This is a genomic window from Syntrophotalea acetylenivorans (assembly GCF_001887775.1).
GTDB lineage: Bacteria > Desulfobacterota > Desulfuromonadia > Desulfuromonadales > Syntrophotaleaceae > Syntrophotalea_A > Syntrophotalea_A acetylenivorans.
On sequence record NZ_CP015519.1, the window covers coordinates 519,337 to 537,119 of the forward strand.

Annotated in this window: 16 protein-coding genes and 1 tRNA gene; 14 read left to right on the forward strand and 3 right to left on the reverse strand. The window is 51.2% G+C overall.

Annotated elements, in window-relative coordinates; genetic code table 11:
- Positions 1 to 8: 8 nt before the first annotated feature.
- Both holB and tmk read right to left on the reverse strand, forming a co-directional pair.
- Positions 9 to 977: a DNA polymerase III subunit delta' gene (gene holB, locus A7E78_RS02380; RefSeq protein WP_072282757.1), complete on the reverse strand. Its 969-nt coding sequence runs from the start codon at positions 975 to 977 to the stop codon at positions 9 to 11.
- Positions 974 to 1,624 (reverse strand): dTMP kinase, encoded by a 651-nt coding sequence (tmk, locus tag A7E78_RS02385; RefSeq protein WP_072282758.1) that lies wholly within the window; start codon positions 1,622 to 1,624, stop codon positions 974 to 976. Before tmk ends, holB begins: the two co-directional genes overlap by 4 nt.
- A 172-nt stretch (positions 1,625 to 1,796) precedes the next feature.
- Here tmk and rnc point away from each other — a divergent pair, with 172 nt between their 5' ends.
- The 10 genes from rnc to holA all read left to right on the forward strand — a co-directional run bounded on the left by rnc (position 1,797) and on the right by holA (position 12,808).
- Positions 1,797 to 2,504: a ribonuclease III gene (rnc, locus tag A7E78_RS02390; RefSeq protein WP_235606784.1), complete on the forward strand. Its 708-nt coding sequence runs from the start codon at positions 1,797 to 1,799 to the stop codon at positions 2,502 to 2,504.
- Positions 2,501 to 3,529, forward strand: a complete 1,029-nt coding sequence (locus tag A7E78_RS02395; RefSeq protein WP_072282759.1) for an elongator complex protein 3 — start codon at positions 2,501 to 2,503, stop codon at positions 3,527 to 3,529. The genes rnc and A7E78_RS02395 overlap by 4 nt, the downstream gene beginning before the upstream one ends.
- Before the next feature lie 49 nt (positions 3,530 to 3,578).
- Positions 3,579 to 4,481 carry a GTPase Era gene (gene era, locus A7E78_RS02400; protein ID WP_072282760.1) on the forward strand — a complete coding sequence of 301 codons (903 nt, stop codon included), beginning with the start codon at positions 3,579 to 3,581 and terminating at the stop codon, positions 4,479 to 4,481.
- Between the two features lie 59 nt (positions 4,482 to 4,540).
- Positions 4,541 to 5,851, forward strand: a complete 1,311-nt coding sequence (gene der, locus A7E78_RS02405; RefSeq protein WP_072282761.1) for a ribosome biogenesis GTPase Der — start codon at positions 4,541 to 4,543, stop codon at positions 5,849 to 5,851.
- A complete protein-coding gene (locus A7E78_RS02410) occupies positions 5,852 to 7,405 on the forward strand; it encodes a DUF4388 domain-containing protein (protein ID WP_072282762.1) in 1,554 nt (517 codons plus the stop codon).
- 243 nt (positions 7,406 to 7,648) lie between these two features.
- Positions 7,649 to 8,017 (forward strand): response regulator, encoded by a 369-nt coding sequence (locus tag A7E78_RS02415; RefSeq protein ID WP_072282763.1) that lies wholly within the window; start codon positions 7,649 to 7,651, stop codon positions 8,015 to 8,017.
- Positions 8,018 to 8,327: 310 nt separating this feature from the next.
- Complete coding sequence (gene infA, locus A7E78_RS02420; protein ID WP_072282764.1) at positions 8,328 to 8,546, forward strand: translation initiation factor IF-1; 219 nt, start codon at positions 8,328 to 8,330, stop codon at positions 8,544 to 8,546.
- A gap of 172 nt (positions 8,547 to 8,718) precedes the next feature.
- Positions 8,719 to 11,274 (forward strand): leucine--tRNA ligase, encoded by a 2,556-nt coding sequence (leuS, locus tag A7E78_RS02425; protein WP_072282765.1) that lies wholly within the window; start codon positions 8,719 to 8,721, stop codon positions 11,272 to 11,274.
- Positions 11,271 to 11,783: an LPS-assembly lipoprotein LptE gene (locus tag A7E78_RS02430; protein ID WP_072282766.1), complete on the forward strand. Its 513-nt coding sequence runs from the start codon at positions 11,271 to 11,273 to the stop codon at positions 11,781 to 11,783. The genes leuS and A7E78_RS02430 overlap by 4 nt, the downstream gene beginning before the upstream one ends.
- A gap of 20 nt (positions 11,784 to 11,803) precedes the next feature.
- A complete protein-coding gene (holA, locus tag A7E78_RS02435; RefSeq protein ID WP_072282767.1) occupies positions 11,804 to 12,808 on the forward strand; it encodes a DNA polymerase III subunit delta in 1,005 nt (334 codons plus the stop codon).
- 48 nt (positions 12,809 to 12,856) lie between these two features.
- Here the strand turns inward: holA and rpsT are convergent, their stop codons facing one another.
- Complete coding sequence (rpsT, locus tag A7E78_RS02440; RefSeq protein WP_072282768.1) at positions 12,857 to 13,120, reverse strand: 30S ribosomal protein S20; 264 nt, start codon at positions 13,118 to 13,120, stop codon at positions 12,857 to 12,859.
- A 208-nt stretch (positions 13,121 to 13,328) separates the two neighbouring features.
- On the opposite strand from rpsT, the gene murJ reads away from it, so the two are divergent.
- From murJ to infC, 4 genes are all read left to right on the forward strand, one after another.
- Positions 13,329 to 14,909 carry a murein biosynthesis integral membrane protein MurJ gene (murJ, locus tag A7E78_RS02445; RefSeq protein WP_072282769.1) on the forward strand — a complete coding sequence of 527 codons (1,581 nt, stop codon included), beginning with the start codon at positions 13,329 to 13,331 and terminating at the stop codon, positions 14,907 to 14,909.
- Between the two features lie 216 nt (positions 14,910 to 15,125).
- A tRNA-Val gene (locus A7E78_RS02450) sits at positions 15,126 to 15,200 on the forward strand.
- 77 nt (positions 15,201 to 15,277) lie between these two features.
- A complete protein-coding gene (thrS, locus tag A7E78_RS02455) occupies positions 15,278 to 17,188 on the forward strand; it encodes a threonine--tRNA ligase (RefSeq protein WP_072282770.1) in 1,911 nt (636 codons plus the stop codon).
- An 11-nt stretch (positions 17,189 to 17,199) separates the two neighbouring features.
- Positions 17,200 to 17,712, forward strand: a complete 513-nt coding sequence (infC, locus tag A7E78_RS02460) for a translation initiation factor IF-3 (protein WP_072282771.1) — start codon at positions 17,200 to 17,202, stop codon at positions 17,710 to 17,712.
- Positions 17,713 to 17,783 lie beyond the last annotated feature (71 nt).

Here is a 17,783-nt window from a genome sequence, read left to right on the forward strand (position 1 = left end):
TGGTTTGCTCAAGCGACCAAGCGCATGAGTAAAACTTCAACGGCCAGTTGTCGATTGACGTTGCGGGCAAGCTGTCTGCGTGTCTGGTCCAGCGCAGACAATTTACCAAGCAGCGAGGATGTTGATTCTTCACTGGCGACTCGATGTATTTTGTTCATCAGGTCGATATTGACCAGTTCGTTTTCGGAACGCCCGTAGTGATAGAGGAGCAGGTCCCGATAAAATGCCTGAAAAATCTCGAGGATTTCCGGCAGAAGTTCTTTGTTCTGGGCCAGTTTTTCCGCAAAATTGAATAGTGGCAGTACGCTGCCCGGCGTCAATCCAGTCAGGGTCTTCAGCAGGTCGCGACGACCTTCTATATAGAGTTCGCGATCTTTGCCCAGGGCTTTTTTAAAGCTGCCGTTGGCTAAAGAGGTCAGGATGTGCGCTTCGGTTTCATCAATTGCCAGCTGCTCACAGAGGACCTCCATGAGACGTTTACGTTCAATGCGGGCAAAGGGCAGGCGCTGGCAACGGGAACGAATGGTAATCAACAGAGCGTCCGGCTGAGCCGACAGCATAATAATCAAGGTGTTGGCTGTCGGTTCCTCCAGAGTTTTTAGCAGGGCGTTCCCTGCTGCCAAATTAAGTTTTTCAGCGTCATCGATCACGCAGATTTTCTTGGGTGCTTCAAGGGGCCGGTAAGAAAGTTCCTTTTGCATGGTTCGAATCTGTTCGATTTTGATACTGCTGCCATCGGCTTCGACAAAATGCAGGTCGGGGTGATTGTGGTGGTCCACCTTGCGACAGGCAGCGCAGTCACCGCATCCGGTACCCTGTTGGCAAAAAACCGCTCTGGCCAGGGCCAGTGCCATAAGCCGTTTACCGATCCCCGAAGGGCCTTCAAAAAGGTAGGCGTGGGACAGCCTGTCGCTTGAAAGCGCTCGCCGGAGCAGGTCTTTCTGACGGTCGTGTCCGATGATGCTGGCAAAGGTCATGAGCCTGTTCCAGAATCAAGGTACGCTTGCAGGCAGGCGATCAGTCGTTCGCTCACCTCGGCCGGGGTGCCGGTGGCGTCGATTACCTGCATGCGCTGCGGATCTTTTTGGGCAAGGAACAGGTAGCCTTCCCTGACCCTCTTGTGGAAATCGAGAGACTCTTGTTCAAATCGCCCTTCGTCGCACATGTTTTGCGTGTCGTTGCGTTCTAAAGCCCTTTTCAAGCCGGTCTCGTGGGGCATGTCGAGTAACAGGGTTAGGTGAGGCCGACAGTCGCCACTGGCCAGTGTATTCAGCTCCTCGATAAGATCAAGGTCGAGACCGCGACCATAACCCTGGTAGGCTAGAGTCGCATCGGTATAGCGATCACAAAGTACGATTTGCCCCTGCTTCAGGGCCGGTTGTATGACTTCCGCTACATGCTGGGCTCTAGCCGCAGCGTAGAGCAGTAGCTCAGCGCGATTCTCAAGAGCATCGTTGGCGGGGTTAAGTAAAATTTCTCGTATGGCGTTGGAGATAGGGCAACCTCCCGGCTCACGGGTGGTAACAACATTATAGCCTTGGCCACGAAGAAGTTCTGCCACCTTAGCAATCTGGGTTGTTTTTCCGCTGCCTTCAATGCCTTCAAAGGTAATGAAATGTGCCATGCGCAGAGTGCCCCTTAAGTAAATCGTGCAATTATAGGAACGGGCCGGTCAAGAATCAAGAGTAAAAGCTGTAAAGGGTCAGCATGTTGTTGCCTTAATCGGACCCATTGTGTAAGATTATCGCTTGTTCTCAGCCGTTTAACCTCTAAGTTTTGCTCGATTTGGAGATGCTTTGCAAACAGATCAAGACATGCAGTGTCTGCAGGATAATCTCGGCTATCGGTTTTCCGATAGTTCTTTGTTGATCGAAGCTCTGACCCATAAATCGTATAGTAACGAACAGCGCGGAGATCTCGTAGCTTGTAATGAGAGGCTGGAATTTTTGGGCGATGCGGTACTGGACCTGGTTGTCAGTCGCTATATGTTTCGATGTTTCCCTGCAGCCCAAGAAGGAGAGCTTACCCGGATTCGGGCCGAGGTGGTTAGCGAAAAAGGTCTCTCCATAGTCGCCAGGACATTGCAACTCGGCCACTTTTTACGTCTTGGGCGGGGCGAAGAGCGCAGTGGCGGTCGAGAAAAAGACAGTCTGATGGCCAATGCCCTTGAGGCCTTGCTGGGTGCGGTATTCAGCGACGGCGGTTTTGATTCGGCCTGTGTCCTGGTTGAGCGGCTGTTCGCCAAGTCAATCGCCGAGGCGGCCCAGCGTAAACATGGACTCGACCATAAGACCCATTTGCAGGAGATAACCCAGGCTCGTTACGCTCAGATTCCCGACTATGTGCTCGTTAGCGAGGATGGGCCAGAACATCGGCGACACTATACTGTCGAGGTACGGTTGGCTGATAAACCTCTCGGTCAGGGGCAGGGCAGTACAAAGAAAAAGGCCGAGCAACTAGCTGCTTTGGTTGCTATCTCCAGATTATCGGATAGCGAGGGATGAAGGTCTACCCCTTTTTTATTCCTCATGTGGGCTGTCCTCATCGATGCCGGTTTTGTCAGCAACAGAAAGTGTCCGGCCATTCTTCAGTTCCATCGCCCGAACAGGTCGCTAATGACCTGCCCTTGCTGTTGCCCGAGAAAGGCACCGGCGAGGTAGCTTTTTATGGGGGCAGCTTCACTCTTCTGGAGCCAGGCTTGCAGATGGATTATCTGCAGCAGGTGGAGCCTTTTATCGCGAACGGTCAGGTTTCCGGTGTTCGAATTTCGACTCGACCGGATGCGATCGGCGAAGAGCAGCTTAACCTGTTGCAGCAGGGCGGTGTAACCACGGTGGAGTTAGGCTGTCAGTCTTTTTCCGGTGAAGTGCTGGAGGCCGCTGGAAGAGGGCACGGTCCGCAAGTAGTAGCGCCTGCTGTTGCTCTGCTTCGTTCCCGATCTTTTCAGGTCGGGCTGCAATTGATGCCCGGCCTGCCGGGTTCAGACTCAGGGGAAGCCCTGCAATCGTTACGCAAGGCTCTGGATCTCAGGCCGGACTTTTTGCGTATTTATCCAGCGGTTGTACTGCGAGACACAGCACTGGAAAATGATTTCCTGCAAGGGCGGTATCGGCCTCTTTGTCTAGATGAGGCCGTCGACCTCTGTGCTGAAATGCTTTGGCATTGTCGAGAAGCCGGTGTTCCGGTTATTCGTTTAGGCCTGCAGTCCACCGCTTCTCTTGTGCCCGATGAGGCGCTGGTCGCCGGGCCTTTTCATCCCGCTTTTGGTGCTCTGGTGCGATCTCGCCTCTGGCGGCGGGCTTTGACCACGGTATTGGCAGGGCAGGGGAAGTTTCCGGTTCAGGTACATCCTGCCGATCTGAGCGATGTGCTCGATCAACGACGGGGCAATCTGGATTTTTTTGAAACACGGGGTCAATATTTGGTACTGCAAAGCGACCCTGGAATGGGGCGGGATCATTTCGAGGTTAACGGCCAAATCCATGCGTTGCAGACAGCTGTAAATTTTCCTCCCATTCAGACTTTTTGAACACCTTTCGGTTGCGGCATGGCCGACAACAATAAGAAGGCATATGCACATGAGCACAGATGCAAAAGGATTTCGCTCGGGATTTGTTTCCATTGTCGGCCGGCCCAATGTAGGAAAATCTACACTGCTTAACGCCCTGTTGGGACAAAAAATCGCCATTGCGAGCGACAAGCCACAGACGACCCGTAATCGCATCCTTGGTATCTATACCCGGGAAGAAACGCAGATTCTGTTTCTGGATACTCCCGGAATTCACAAGGCCAAAGGCAGGCTCAATAAATTCATGGTCGAGCAGGCCCTGTCGACCTGCAAGAATGTCGATGCGGTGCTTTTTTTGGTAGAGGCTACCGACCAACCTGGCGGCGGAGACGATTTTATTCTGGATCTGCTGTCCAAAGGCAAAGTACCGGTAATTCTCGGAATCAATAAAGCGGATCTGGTCGACAAGCCTGCCTTGCTGCCTCTTATCGCCGCTTATGCCGAACGGTTGGACTTTGCCGGTATCTTACCCCTGTCCGGTCTTACCGGCGAGGGAGTCGAGGGGCTGATCGATCTGGTGCAGGGGCTGCTGCCGGAAGGGCCCCATTATTATCCCGAAGATATGATCACCGACCAGCCAGAGAGATTTATCGTTGCCGAGATGATTCGGGAGCAACTGCTCAAGCAAACTCACGACGAAGTGCCCTACGGCGTGGCGGTGGCAGTAGAGCGGTTCACTGAAAAACCGAATAAAAACCTGGTTGTGATCGAGGCAGTGATTCACGTTGAACGGGAAGCCCATAAAAGCATTGTGATTGGTAAAAAGGGTGCTAAATTACGGGCGATAGGGCAGGCTGCTCGTTATGACATCGAACGGATGCTTGGAACTCGGGTGTTTTTAGAACTGTTTGTACGGGTCGAGAAGAATTGGACTCAGTCCAATCGATTGTTAAAGGAATTCGGTTACGAATAGCCGCCCGTATTGTCTGTCCGTTGTTTTTTGTTTCTTCCTGTTGAGAGGTAAGGTTCACCATGTCCGTAGTTGCTATCGTCGGTCGTCCGAATGTGGGGAAATCGACACTTTTTAATCGTATTATCGGCCAGCGTCGGGCCATTGTCGAAGATGTGCCTGGGGTAACGCGCGATCGCAATTATGCCGAGGTGACCCGCTATAGTACGCCATTTATCCTCATCGATACCGGCGGCTTTGAACCGATTAGCGAAGATCGTTTGCTGGTACAAATGCGCGAGCAGTCGCAGCTGGCAGTAGAAGAGGCTGATGTCATTCTGATGGTAATGGATGGCCGGGAGGGTCTAACGCCATCTGACGTTGAAGTAGTTTCTGGTTTACGTCGTGCCGGAAAACCGGTTTTTTATGTAATTAATAAGGTCGACGGTCCCAAGCAGGACGCCGAAACCGTAGATTTTTATTCCCTCGGTGTTGATAAGGTGCATGCCATATCGGCGGAACATGGTCGTGGAGTCAGCGACCTGATGGATGAAGTCCTGGCCGTTCTGCCTCATGATGAATTGGCGGCCGAAGAAGAGGCTTCGGAAGTACGACTGGCAGTGATTGGCCGACCTAACGTTGGCAAATCATCACTGGTCAATCGTTTGCTCGGCTACGAAAGAGTGGTGGCAAACGCCACCGCCGGGACCACTCGGGACAGCATTGACTCCCCCCTTGAATACAATGACCAGCGTTATGTGCTGATTGATACGGCCGGTATCCGCCGCAAGGGCAAGGTAAGCCAAAAGCTGGAAAAGTTCAGCGTGGTGCAGGCTCTTAAGGGTATGGACCGGGCTCATGTGGTCCTTGTGGTAATTGACGCCTCCGAAGGGGTTACCGAGCAGGATCTGACCGTGGCTGGGTATGCCTACGAAAAGGGTCGCGCGGTAATCTTGGTGGTCAATAAGTGGGATCTGATAGTTAAGGACCACAAGACCATGGGGCAATATACCGCTGATTTGCGCGATTCTTTCAAGTTTTTGCCTTTTGCCCCCGTATTGTTCGTCTCAGCTTTAAGCGGGCAGCGCACAAATCGGATTATGGGTATGGTGGAGAAGGTGGCTGCGGAGTTTAATCGCCGTATTCCTACACCGGAACTGAACCGGGTTTTGAAAGAGGCTACGATCAGTCACGCACCGCCTATGTCTCAGGGCAAACGGGTCAAATTGTTTTATATCACTCAGACAGCGGTAAGGCCACCGACCTTTGTAGCCTTTGGCAACCGGACCCAGGGCATACATTTTTCCTACCACCGCTATTTGGTGAACCAGTTGCGCGAGGCCTTTGGTTTTGAGGGCTGCCCCATTCGACTCTTCTTTAAGGATCGCGAATAAATGAGTCTTTCTGGTCGCCTGGAAGATCTACAGTTAAGGGATCTGTTGCAAATCCTTGGATTAAGCCGGAATAGTGGTCTTCTGCAACTGACCAGCGGCGAAAATAGGGCCGAATTATTGTTTAGTGAAGGCTTGGTTGTTTCTGCTTTGCAAAACGTGGAAGAGAGCAGTCACAATGCCCCACTTCCCAGCAATAGCGATGATATGGCATTGCGTCGCCGCGCCATGAGCCAACTGGTCAGAGAATTAATGCATTGGGATCAGGGGGACTTTTCTTTTAAAGCTGTCCAGGTAGCGGAGACTATTCATCATACTGCCTCAGAAGAGCATGTTTGTCTTGATCAAGGGGTGAGTCTGGACGAGCTACTTCGTGAAGAACCTATTGTGTTACCTCTCTCCGGGAGTGCGCCCGAAGAACCGATTCTGGTCCATAAACAGAATAATAGTGTTAAGCCTGAGTCCGTAGGCCGTGCGGGTACTATGCCAGATGTTCTGCTGGTCGACGATGATGCAGGGGTTGCAGAGAATTTGGTTAAGGCCTTGGTCCGGAAAGGACTCAACGCGCGAGCCTTTAGCTGCGGCAAGGCTTTCCTCGATGCTGCAACGTCTGCCTGGAAAGACGATCACTCTCCGCTTCTTATAATTGATTTGATTATGCCCCGTTTGCATGGCGGTGGCATTCTCGGCGGGCTGGAACTGGTCGAGCAGGTTCATTCTTTGCGTCCTGATCAATTGTGCCTGGTGTATAGCGACACTCCCTGCCCTGAAGTTGAACGGCGTTTGCAGAAATTAGGGGTGGCCGAACTTCTAAGTAAGCCAATGTCTCGTATATCCGGCGGTGACGACGATTCTGCTGCAGTAAATGATTTTTGTGACGCTATTGCAAAACAATCAGCCGTTCTTTTAGGAGTACCTTCTCCAGCCCCTGAAGAGAATTCTTTGGAAGAGACGGCCTCCGCCGCATCCTCTGTTGTGTCTTCAGCCAATAGCGGAACTATGATGGATGTTCCTAGTGCCGGGATGGGGGTCCTTAAAGGGATGCTGCAAGAGTTGCAGGCTGCCGAGAGCAGAGAGCAGGTAATGTTGCTGGTCCTGCGATTTGCTTCGGAAGTGTTAGGCAGGGCGGTGCTGTTTTCTGTCGGCAAGGAACATATTGTCGGACTCGGTCAATTCGGCTATGGGAATGCCGAGGTTTCGGTTGACGAAAAAGTGCGCAAAATCAGGTTGCCTTTGGCGGAAACCAGTTCTCTTTCCGATATTCTTGAACGGCCTGGAATCCGATACGGGCTGTTGGGAGAAGGGGCTTGGGACACTTATTTGCGCCAGGAACTTGGACTTAGCAAGGACTGCGAGGTTTTTATTGGCTCTCTTGTAAGTGACGGCCGGGTTTTAGCTATCCTTTGTGGCGACAAACAGGACGCTCAGCAAGACATAGCTGATAGCTATGCCCTTGAGATATTTCTTCAGCAGGCAGGAATTATTCTCGAAAATCTGCAAATACGTGGTCAACTGCAGGGTCTGGCCGATTTGCTGGGTAAAACCTTTGATTGTTGAAGGCCGTTTTTTGTTGTGCCTGCCACTGGACAAATGCTTGATAGTTGCCATAATTAGTCCTCTGAAAACATAGAGTACTTCTGCGCATAAAAAGCATAGATTATAGGTTCCAGATAAAATGTCAGCTTGTAATTTGGCACACTGACAGGTTAGTCTTACTTGCCTGTCTGATGCTTTGTTGTCTTAACGGTAAAGAAACATTCGATATCCCTGTTGGTTCGAGGGCCAAAAAGGAGCTTCCCTGTGGGAAAGAACAAGATTCTGGTTGTCGAGGACGAAGAAAGTCTACTCAGGCTGGAAAGTATTTTGTTGACCTCGAAGGGATATGATGTCATCGGGGCCAGTAATGGCCAGCAGGCCCTTGATGCGGTCATCTCAGATCGTCCCGACCTGGTATTGTTAGACATCATGTTGCCGGAGATTGACGGTTTCGAAGTCTGCAATCGCATCAAGAACAATCCCGAAACCAAGGGAATTCCCGTTATTATGGTAACTGCCAAAAAAACCGGGGAAGATATGGCTCGCGGCGAAGCTGTTGGAGCTGACTGGTATATCACCAAGCCTTTCAAGTCAGCCATGGTAATCGAAACAATTCAGCGTTTTCTCCCCTGACCACTCAATTGTGCACGGTTTCGAATGTTCCTGTTGAGCATCTGCCGATAGCTCATAGGTGCGGGACTCTCTTCCTTAGGAACTTCCCCTCAGCGAGCCCGACGGACTGCCAGGTATGATTATCGCCTTCAAGGGGCGGCTGCCTTATAGCGGTGTTGCTTGAGGGGACAAAGGCCTATTCGTAAAACATTTTATCTTGCCCGGGTTTAGCACTATTTCTTGACAATAGCCTGGGAGATTATGTTAAATATTGCAGGTTTGTAGCCCATTTTTAACGATTTTAATATCGGACCATCTGAAGGAGGCTCCATTGGCAAAAGAAGAAGCGATCGAAGTCGAAGGCGAGGTTGTAGAGCCGTTACCCAACGCCATGTTCCGGGTCAAGCTCGACAACGGACATGTTGTGCTGGCGCATATTTCCGGAAAAATGCGCAAATTCTACATTCGCATCCTGCCCGGTGACCGGGTAACCGTAGAATTGTCCCCCTACGATCTGACTCGGGGCCGGATCACCTATCGCGAAAAATAATCGACCATACCCTGTCGCCCGTCTCTCGAAGGCTTGTCCCTCCGGACACGCTTTTTTACCGTTGCGGTTTTTAGACACGCGACAGTCCTGATTTTGTTTACTTTTATGTGATGCCGGCGCAGGCCGGCTTTACTGTTTTATTTGACGGCCCTGCAGTGGGTGCGGAGGAATTATGCAAGAACGCTACGATGCAGCTGCCATTGAAGAGAGATGGCAACAGCAATGGGATGAACAGCAATCTTTTGCCGTTACGGAGGATTCCGCCAGGCAGAAATATTACCTGCTGGAAATGTTTCCCTATCCCTCGGGGCGTATCCACATGGGACATGTGCGCAACTATTCCATCGGGGATGTTGTGGCGCGTTTCAAGCGCATGCAGGGCTTCAATGTACTGCACCCCATGGGGTGGGACGCATTCGGTATGCCAGCTGAAAATGCGGCTATCCAGCATGGCACCCATCCGGCCAAGTGGACCTACGAAAATATCGCCCATATGCGTTCGCAGCTGAAGAAGATGGGCTTCGCCTACGATTGGCAGCGGGAGTTTGCCACCTGTGATGTCGATTATTATCGTTGGGAACAGCTGATCTTTCTTAAGATGTACGAAAAGGGGCTGACCTATAAAAAGAGTTCTTTCGTCAACTGGTGCGAGCCCTGCCAGACCGTACTCGCCAACGAGCAGGTTGAAGACGGCCGCTGCTGGCGTTGCGATTGTGAAGTCGAGCAAAAAGAACTGGAGCAGTGGTTTTTTAAAATCACCGATTATGCCCAGGAACTACTCGATGAAACGTACAATCTCAGTGGTTGGCCAGACCCTGTATTAACCATGCAGCGCAACTGGATCGGCCGCAGCACAGGCTGCGAAATCGATTTTCCAGTGGATGGCTCCGATAACGCCATCACCGTTTTTACCACCCGGCAGGACACCCTTTTCGGGGCGACCTTTATGAGTCTTGCTCCCGAACATCCCATGGCCCTTGAACTGGCCTCGGCCGAACAACGGTCGGTCGTGGAAGCATTCATTGCCAAGGTAAGACGCCAGGATAAGACCAAACGGGCCAGCGGTGATTATGAAAAGGAAGGGGTTTTTACCGGAGCCTTTTGTATCAACCCGGTAACCCTGCAGCGAATCCCTGTGTATCTGGCTAATTTCGTGCTTATGGATTACGGCACCGGCGCGGTCATGGCTGTACCTACCCACGATCAGCGGGATTTTGAATTTGCTGGCAAATATGACATCCCATTACAGGTTGTTATTCAGCCCGAAGGCGAGGCTTTCGATCCCGCAACCATGACCGAAGCCTGGACAGGCCCGGGCGTGATGGTTAATTCCGCCCAGTTTGATGGCCTCGACAATGAAGCGGCTAAAGAAAAGATCGCCGATTACCTTGAACAGGAAGGTATCGGCAGGAAAACCGTTAATTTCCGTCTTCGCGACTGGGGAGTTTCTCGGCAACGATACTGGGGAACGCCGATTCCGATTCTTTACTGCGACGTATGCGGGGCGGTGCCGGTCCCGGAAGACCAGTTGCCGGTTGTGTTGCCTCAGGATGTATCGGTCTCCGGTGAAGGAGGCAGCCCCCTGGCCCGCCATGAGGCCTTCCTCTATACCGATTGTCCCCAGTGCGGGGGCAAGGCCCGGCGCGAAACCGATACTTTTGACACTTTTGTTGAAAGTTCCTGGTATTTCGCCCGTTACGCCTGCCCGCAATTCAGCGACGGTCCCATTGACCGCTCGGCCGCCGATTACTGGCTGCCCATCGATCAATATATAGGCGGCATCGAACATGCGGTCATGCATCTGCTCTATGCGCGCTTTTTCACCAAAGTATTGCGGGACCTGGATATGATGACCGTCGATGAGCCTTTTACCAATCTGCTCACTCAGGGCATGGTCTGCATGGAGACCCGGTCCTGCCCCGAGCATGGATGGCTCTTCCCCGAAGAGGAAGTGGATGGTTGTTGCAGCAAGTGTGGTCAAAAGGTCATCCTCGGCCGTAATGAAAAGATGAGCAAATCGAAGAAAAATGTTGTTGATCCAGATCAACTCATCAATCGCTATGGCGCCGATACTGCCCGACTTTTCTCACTGTTCGCCGCACCGCCGGAAAAAGACTTGGAATGGAACGAGCAAGGGGTAGAAGGTTGCTACCGCTTTCTTAACCGCGTGTGGCGGGCGGTTTATGATAACTTCGACCTGGTATCCGATGCTTCGCTGCAAAGGGAATCCAGCGATGGGGGCAAGGCTCTGCGACGACAGACCCACCGCACTATCAAGAAAGTTACCGAGGATATCGATGGTAGCTTTCATTTCAACACAGCAATCTCCGCAGTGATGGAGTTGGTCAATGCCATCTACGGTTTTGACGCCAAGGAACAGTGCCCCGGCGTCATGCGAGAGGCACTGGAGACAGTGGTACTGCTGCTGGCGCCCTTCGTGCCCCATTTCAGCGAAGAGCTTTGGTCGGTACTTGGCCATACTGGTGGGATAGAACAGGCCGGATGGCCCACCTTTGATCCTGCAGCTTTGGTGGAAGATGAAAAAACCATCGTGGTACAGGTTAATGGTAAAGTGAGGGGCAAGGTAACGGTGCCCGCCGATGCCGCCGAAGAGGCAGTCCAGGCTGCGGCCCTTGCAGAAGATAACGTCATCCGGTTTATAGAAGGTAAAACCGTACGAAAGGTGATTGTGGTTCCAGGCCGTTTGGTCAATGTGGTGGTCTCATGAGCCGGTTTATTGTTTCGTTAATTCTGGCGGTGTTGCTCTTGTCCGCATGCGGTTATCGATTGCAGGGGCGATCTGATTCCCTGCCGGGAGATGTCCGCAGCCTCCATGTGGAACTGTTCCGGAACGATACCTATGAGCCCCTTATAGAAAATAGCGTCACCAACGAGGTGGTTGAGCGGTTTGCTCGCCATGACCGGTTGGAGCTCGTGGAAGAGCCATCACGGGCCGAAGGTATTCTCGGTGGCCGCATCGTTAAATATTCCAACCGCGCTATTTCCTATGATCGGGATGATGATATTGCCGAAAAAAGATCTCAAATGACTGTTGAGGCAGTATTGCGCCGCGTTGGCAACGGTGAGGTGTTATGGAAGGGGACTGTTGTGTGGCAGGAAGATTATTCCGTCAACATCGATAAGGTAGTGCAGGATGATCGCGAACAAGCCGCTATCCAGGTAATCAGCCAGCGCTTGGCCGATGAGCTCTTTTCGCACATGATCGATAAGTTCTGAGTGCTATGGCAAACAAGCCGATGACTCCCGGTGAGTTAAAAAGGGCTTTAAAAGCTCGTCAGTTTCCTTCATTGCTTCTGCTTTACGGTGAAGAACGCTTTTTTTTAGAAGAAACCCTGGAGAAACTGCTAAAGCTGGTTGTCCCCAGCGAAAGTAGTGATTTTAACTACAATTTGTTTCACGGCAAAACGGCCAGGGGATCCGAGGTTTATGATGTAGCGCGAACCTTTCCCGTTTTCAGCTCGTTGCGGCTTGTGGTGGTGCGGGATGTCCAGTTGCTGCCTGCTGCCGAACTCGATAAATTATTGCCCTATCTGCAAGATCCCGTGGCTGAAACCGTTCTGGTGTTAACCGCCGATAAAATCGATGGCCGACGTAAATTTTATCAGCAATTTAAAAAACGTGGAACTCTGGTTGAATTCAAGAAGTACTACGACAATCAGATTCCAGCCTTTGTAAAAGATCGTGCAGGACAAAACGGGATAACCTTTGCAGAACCGGCCATGGCTCTATTCTGTAAAAGGGTTGGAAGCAACCTGCAGGAAATCGCCGGGGAGCTTGATAAGTTAACAACCTATCTTGGTGACCGTACGGTAGTCGATGTGGCCGACGTGCAGACGATTGTTTCTGACACGCGCGTTGATAGCGTCTTTGAGCTAACGGACGCCATAGGGCGGCAGGATTCCAAAAGGGCTCTCTCTTTACTTAATCGTCTTTTGGCTGATGGAACAGCGCCACTTGTCGTATTAGCCATGTTGGCTCGGCATTTCAGACAGATGTGGAAAGCCCACTACTTGTTGGAACAGCGCCTGGGAAAAAAAGAAGTTGCAAAGGGGATTGGGATTAATCCATATTTCCTTGACGGCCTGCTTCAGCAGGTCCGTGTTTTTCCGGCAGCACGATATCAGGGGATTTTTGAGCAGATGCTCGAGGTCGACCTCGCCCTCAAGTCTAGTGGGGCGCATGCCTCGGCTTTGTTGGAGCAGATGGTGCTGGGTATCTGTCAACAAGATCAGGGTATATAAAAAAAGGGGCTGCAACGCAGCCCCTTTTGATATTTATTCAGAAACTGATTAAGCCAGGGTATTAACCAGCTTATTCAAGCGAGAGATCTTCCGGCTTGCGGTCGCTTTGTGAATAATCCCCTTGGTGGCAGCTTTGTCGATATAGGGCACGGCCCGGTTCAGGGCGGTTTGAGCTGCGTCCTGATCGTTGTTGGAAACGGCTGTGCGAACTTGCTTGACGAGGGTGCGCATGGTGGTGCGAATATGGGTGTTGCGGGCAGTGCGAACGATAGTTTGTTTATTGCGTTTGATTGCAGATTTGTGATTAGCCAATGTGGATGTCCTCCGGTTTGATAAATTGGGTCTCCAGCTGTGCTGGGATGTGAATTTCGCTAGTTATATCATTTGCCATAGGCCTAGTCAAGATAAGAAAATAGTAATGAAGTTCGTGGAAACAACGAAAAATCAACTAATTAGGACGATGGTTGATTGTATTATATAATTTTCATCACATAGAAACGGTAATTCGGGAAGAAACCATATGTCGGAAAAGAAGCAGATATCGACAGCGACGGCCGTCATGGGCGCAGCAACTGGATTGAGTCGTATTGCCGGATTAGTGCGCGATATGGTAGTTGCCAGTCTGTTTGGTGCCGGTTTCGGGACCGATGCTTTTTTTATGGCTTTTACCATCCCCAATTTGTTGCGACGATTCTTTGCCGAGGGCGCTCTGACTGCAGCTTTTGTTCCGACCTTTTCCACGGTCTATCACAAACAAGGGGCTGACGAAGCACGGAAAGTTGCCGATATATGCTGGACTTTGCTTTTGTTGGTCATGCTGGGAGTGACCCTTCTTGGCATATGGGCATCCCCTGTTATTGTGCGTGCTATTGGAGCTGGCTATGGCGCTGTGGCCGGCAAGTTGGTTCTGACCGACTTTCTAAATCGGTTGATGTTCCCTTATATCTTTTTTGTAAGTTTACTGGCCTTGGTCACCGGTATACTCAACGTCCTCGGCCACTACTTCTTTCCTTCTTTTTCTACTGTTCTCTTAAACGTAAGCATGATCGTCTGTGCTGTTCTGCTGGCTCCGCTTTTTCCTGTACAGCCGATTGTTGCACTGGCCATCGGAGTTTTGATCGGTGGGTTTTTGCAGTTGGCACTTCAGTTTCCTGTCTTGCGTCGTAAGGGGATACGTCTTCGCTTTAATTTTAATTTTTCCCATCCGTCTGTTAAAAGGATAGCTCAGTTGATGCTTCCTGGTCTGGCGGGCGTGGCTATATATCAGATCAATGTGGTTGTTTCCCGTTTGCTGGCATCTTATTTGCCCGAGGGAAGTGTTTCTTATCTTTATTATGGCCAGCGTCTCTTTGAACTCCCTCAGGGAATCTTTGTCGTCTCTTTAGCGCAGGCGGTTCTGCCAGCCATGAGCCGGCAGGCGGCAGGAGGCGATCACGATGGGCTCAAGGAGTCACTGCGTTTTTCGTTAGTGTTGATCAGCATAGTCACTTTGCCGGCTGCTGCAGGCCTTATCGTTTGTGCCGTCCCTGTCTACAGCCTGTTTTTCATGCGGGGGGCCTTTAGTTACCAAGATGTCTCTCAGACTGCATTGGCTCTGGGCGCTTATGCTCCTGGATTATTATTCGTCGGTGTCAGTCGAATTCTGGTCCCGACCTTTTATGCTCTGCAGGATACCAGAACGCCGGTTTGGGTTTCATTTTGGACCTTCCTCGTTAACGCCATCCTTGGGCTCATACTGATGGGCCCCTTACGCCATGTCGGACTTGCTCTCGCCCTCAGCCTGTCTTCGGTCTGTAATTGTTTGTTGCTGGTTTGGTTGTTGCGGGGAAAGATCGGTTCATTGGGGCTCTTCGCTGTCAGCAGTTCATTGTTGCGGGCATTCCCGGCTACTTTGTTCATGGCCGGCTGTACTTGGTTGATATTGCAGACGGTAGATTGGCAAATGCCAGGACTGTCATTGGGGAAAATGTTGGTTCTTGGCTGTGCCGTTGCAGTCGGTATTGCAATCTATTGTGGCGCTTGTCTAGTGTGCGGTGTCACAGAAATCCGCGATGGTCTGCAACTGGTCTGGCGCAAGCTTGGACTTGCGGGCAAGGCTTAAAAAGCTGTCCTTTGTTCATCGTTTAAGCCGTGAATGTTGCAAACGTGTTAAGGGAGGGGACGGTAATCCTCTATAGATCAAATCATCCCTTTTCTATTGGGCCTCTCTCATTCTGTCCGGTTGTAGATGAGTACGGTAAAAAATAGTGGCTATCTACTAAAAGGTCTTGACATGACTGGGGTTACTTTGATAGAAATTGCCACGTTGTTGGGACGTAGGCACGTAGCTCAGTGGGAGAGCACTACCTTGACACGGTAGGGGTCGGCGGTTCAATCCCGCCCGTGCCTACCAGCACCTACAAAACGACGACTCGCACCGATCGAGGCATCTCCGGATGCCTCTTTTCATTCGTGGAGAATACTATCGTTATGCTGCGTGTAGAATTGCCGGACGGTTCGGTAAAAGAAGTTCCCGCTGGGAGCACCGTGAAGGATGTTGCTGAAGGAATCGGCGCCGGATTGGCAAGGCAGGCGATTGCAGGAAAGATCAACGGTCAGTTGACCGATTTGGCTTCTATGGTCGAAGATGGATGTCAGGTCGAAATTATCACCCTCAAAAGCCCTGAGGGCCTTCAAATCTATCGTCATACCGCCGCCCACCTAATGGCTCATGCAGTAAAAGACCTGTTTGGAAAGGACGTTCAGGTCACCATCGGTCCCTCTATAGAAAACGGCTTTTACTACGATTTTTACACTGAAACCCATACTTTTTCGCCGGACGACTTTGAGCGCATTGAAAAGAAAATGCAGGAATTGGCGAAGACTGATCAGCCTATAACGCGGGAAGAAATCAGTCGCGATAGCGCGATCGAGTTGTTTCGTGGCATGGGCGAAGAATATAAGGTGCAACTTATAGAGGATTTGGCCGACCCGGTTGTGTCTCTGTATCGACAGGGCGACTTTGTTGACCTCTGCCGCGGCCCACATTTGCCCAGAACCGGCCTTATCAAGGCCTTTAAGTTGACGAGTGTGGCTGGCGCCTACTGGCGTGGTGATGAAAAGAACGCCATGTTGCAGCGTATCTATGCCACTGCCTTTCCCGATAAAAAACAACTCCGGACTTACCTTGCCAAGGTCGAAGAAGCGCGTAAGCGTGATCATCGGAAAATTGGCAAGGAGCTTGATCTCTTCTCCTTTAGCGAAGAGGCGGGTGCCGGGTTGGTACTTTGGCATCCTAAAGGCGCGTTGCTGCGCACCTTGCTAGAGGATTTTGAACGTACTCAGCATCTTAGGCGGGGGTACGATCTTGTTCTCGGTCCGCAGATTCTCAAGACCGATTTGTGGCAGACCTCCGGCCATTATGAGAACTACCGCGAAAATATGTATTTTACCGAGGTAGACGAACAGGGCTATGGTCTCAAGCCGATGAATTGTCTGTCTCATATGTTGATTTATAAATCGCATATGCGTTCTTACCGCGATTTGCCAATACGCTACTTTGAGCTCGGCACTGTACATCGTCACGAAAAATCGGGGGTTCTTCACGGCTTGCTCCGAGTGAGGGGTTTTACCCAGGACGATGCTCATATCCTCTGTACCCCGGACCAGCTCGATAGCGAAATCAAAGGTGTTCTGCAATTCGTTCAGGACGTGATGGAGATTTTTGGCTTCGAGTATGAAGTTGAAATATCGACACGCCCGGAAAAGTCGATCGGTAGCGATCAGGACTGGGAGTTGGCTACAAACGCTCTGATGGGTGCTCTCAAAGATTCCGGTCTTGAGTTTGAAATAAATGCCGGTGATGGAGCTTTTTACGGACCTAAGATCGATATCAAACTGAAGGACGCTCTTGACAGGAAGTGGCAGTGTGCTACAATCCAGTGCGATTTTACGCTGCCAGAGCGGTTTGACCTGAGCTATATTGGTGCCGACGGTGAAAAACATCGGCCAGTCATGTTGCATCGAGTCATTCTTGGTGCCATCGAGCGTTTCATCGGAGTGCTGATCGAGCATTACGCTGGAAACTTTCCTCTGTGGATTTCCCCTGTCCAGGCAGTGATTGTAAATGTTACCGATAATCAGGCCGAATACGCCGATCAAGTCTGGCGTGAGTTAAGGAATGCTGGGGTTCGGGTCGAAAAAGATCTGCGCAACGAAAAGCTGGGTTTCAAGATTCGAGAAGCTCAGATGGCTAAGATTCCTTATATGTTGGTTGTCGGTGATAGCGAGATGGAGAGCGGAACTGTCGCTCCCCGATACCGTACGGGCAAGAGTCTTGACGCCATGTCGGTCGCTGACTTTGTCCAGCATGTGCAGGACGAGTGCAGTCAATATAATTAGGAGGTGCTACCATAGCTAAGCAAGAGACACGCATAAACCGCGACATTCGTGCCCGGCAGGTTCGGGTCGTTGATGACGAAGGGGAGTTGCTCGGTATTTTGACCGTGCCTGAAGCCCTGGCTGCCGCCGAAGAGCGTGGCCTCGACCTGGTTGAGGTTTCGCCTAATGCCGATCCGCCTGTATGTCGGATCATGGACTACGGCAAGTACAAGTATCAGGCCAGTAAAAGGGCGGCTGAGGCAAAGAAAAAGTCTGCCAAGGTTGAGGTCAAAGAAGTCAAAATGCGCCCCAAGACCGAGGAACACGACTTTCAAGTCAAATTGCGCAATGCTCGTCGTTTTCTTGATGACGGAAACCGCGTCAAAGTGACGGTTATGTTTCGAGGACGGGAAGTAACACATCCCGAGTTCGGCCGCCGGTTGATGGAAAAGCTTGCCGAGCAGGTATCGGACATCGCACAGGTGGAAATGACCCCACGGATGGCCGGTCGCTTTATGACTATGGTTGTGGCACCAAAAAAATAAACGATAAACGGTTTTTGTCCTTACCGTAATGCGCGGTAGCAGGCAGACTTGTTAGGCCGTTGTCGATAGCA

Bases quoted from the DNA above. Each gene is read 5' to 3' on its own strand.
- era (WP_072282760.1), top strand. From the start codon at position 3,579: ATGAGCACAGATGCAAAAGGATTTCGCTCGGGATTTGTTTCCATTGTC.
- holA (WP_072282767.1), top strand. From the start codon at position 11,804: ATGACTCCCGGTGAGTTAAAAAGGGCTTTAAAAGCTCGTCAGTTTCCT.
- holB (WP_072282757.1), bottom strand. From the start codon at position 977: ATGACCTTTGCCAGCATCATCGGACACGACCGTCAGAAAGACCTGCTC.
- A7E78_RS02430 (WP_072282766.1), top strand. From the start codon at position 11,271: ATGAGCCGGTTTATTGTTTCGTTAATTCTGGCGGTGTTGCTCTTGTCC.
- A7E78_RS02395 (WP_072282759.1), top strand. From the start codon at position 2,501: ATGAAGGTCTACCCCTTTTTTATTCCTCATGTGGGCTGTCCTCATCGA.
- tmk (WP_072282758.1), bottom strand. From the start codon at position 1,624: ATGGCACATTTCATTACCTTTGAAGGCATTGAAGGCAGCGGAAAAACA.
- der (WP_072282761.1), top strand. From the start codon at position 4,541: ATGTCCGTAGTTGCTATCGTCGGTCGTCCGAATGTGGGGAAATCGACA.
- thrS (WP_072282770.1), top strand. From the start codon at position 15,278: ATGCTGCGTGTAGAATTGCCGGACGGTTCGGTAAAAGAAGTTCCCGCT.
- leuS (WP_072282765.1), top strand. From the start codon at position 8,719: ATGCAAGAACGCTACGATGCAGCTGCCATTGAAGAGAGATGGCAACAG.
- A7E78_RS02410 (WP_072282762.1), top strand. From the start codon at position 5,852: ATGAGTCTTTCTGGTCGCCTGGAAGATCTACAGTTAAGGGATCTGTTG.
- murJ (WP_072282769.1), top strand. From the start codon at position 13,329: ATGTCGGAAAAGAAGCAGATATCGACAGCGACGGCCGTCATGGGCGCA.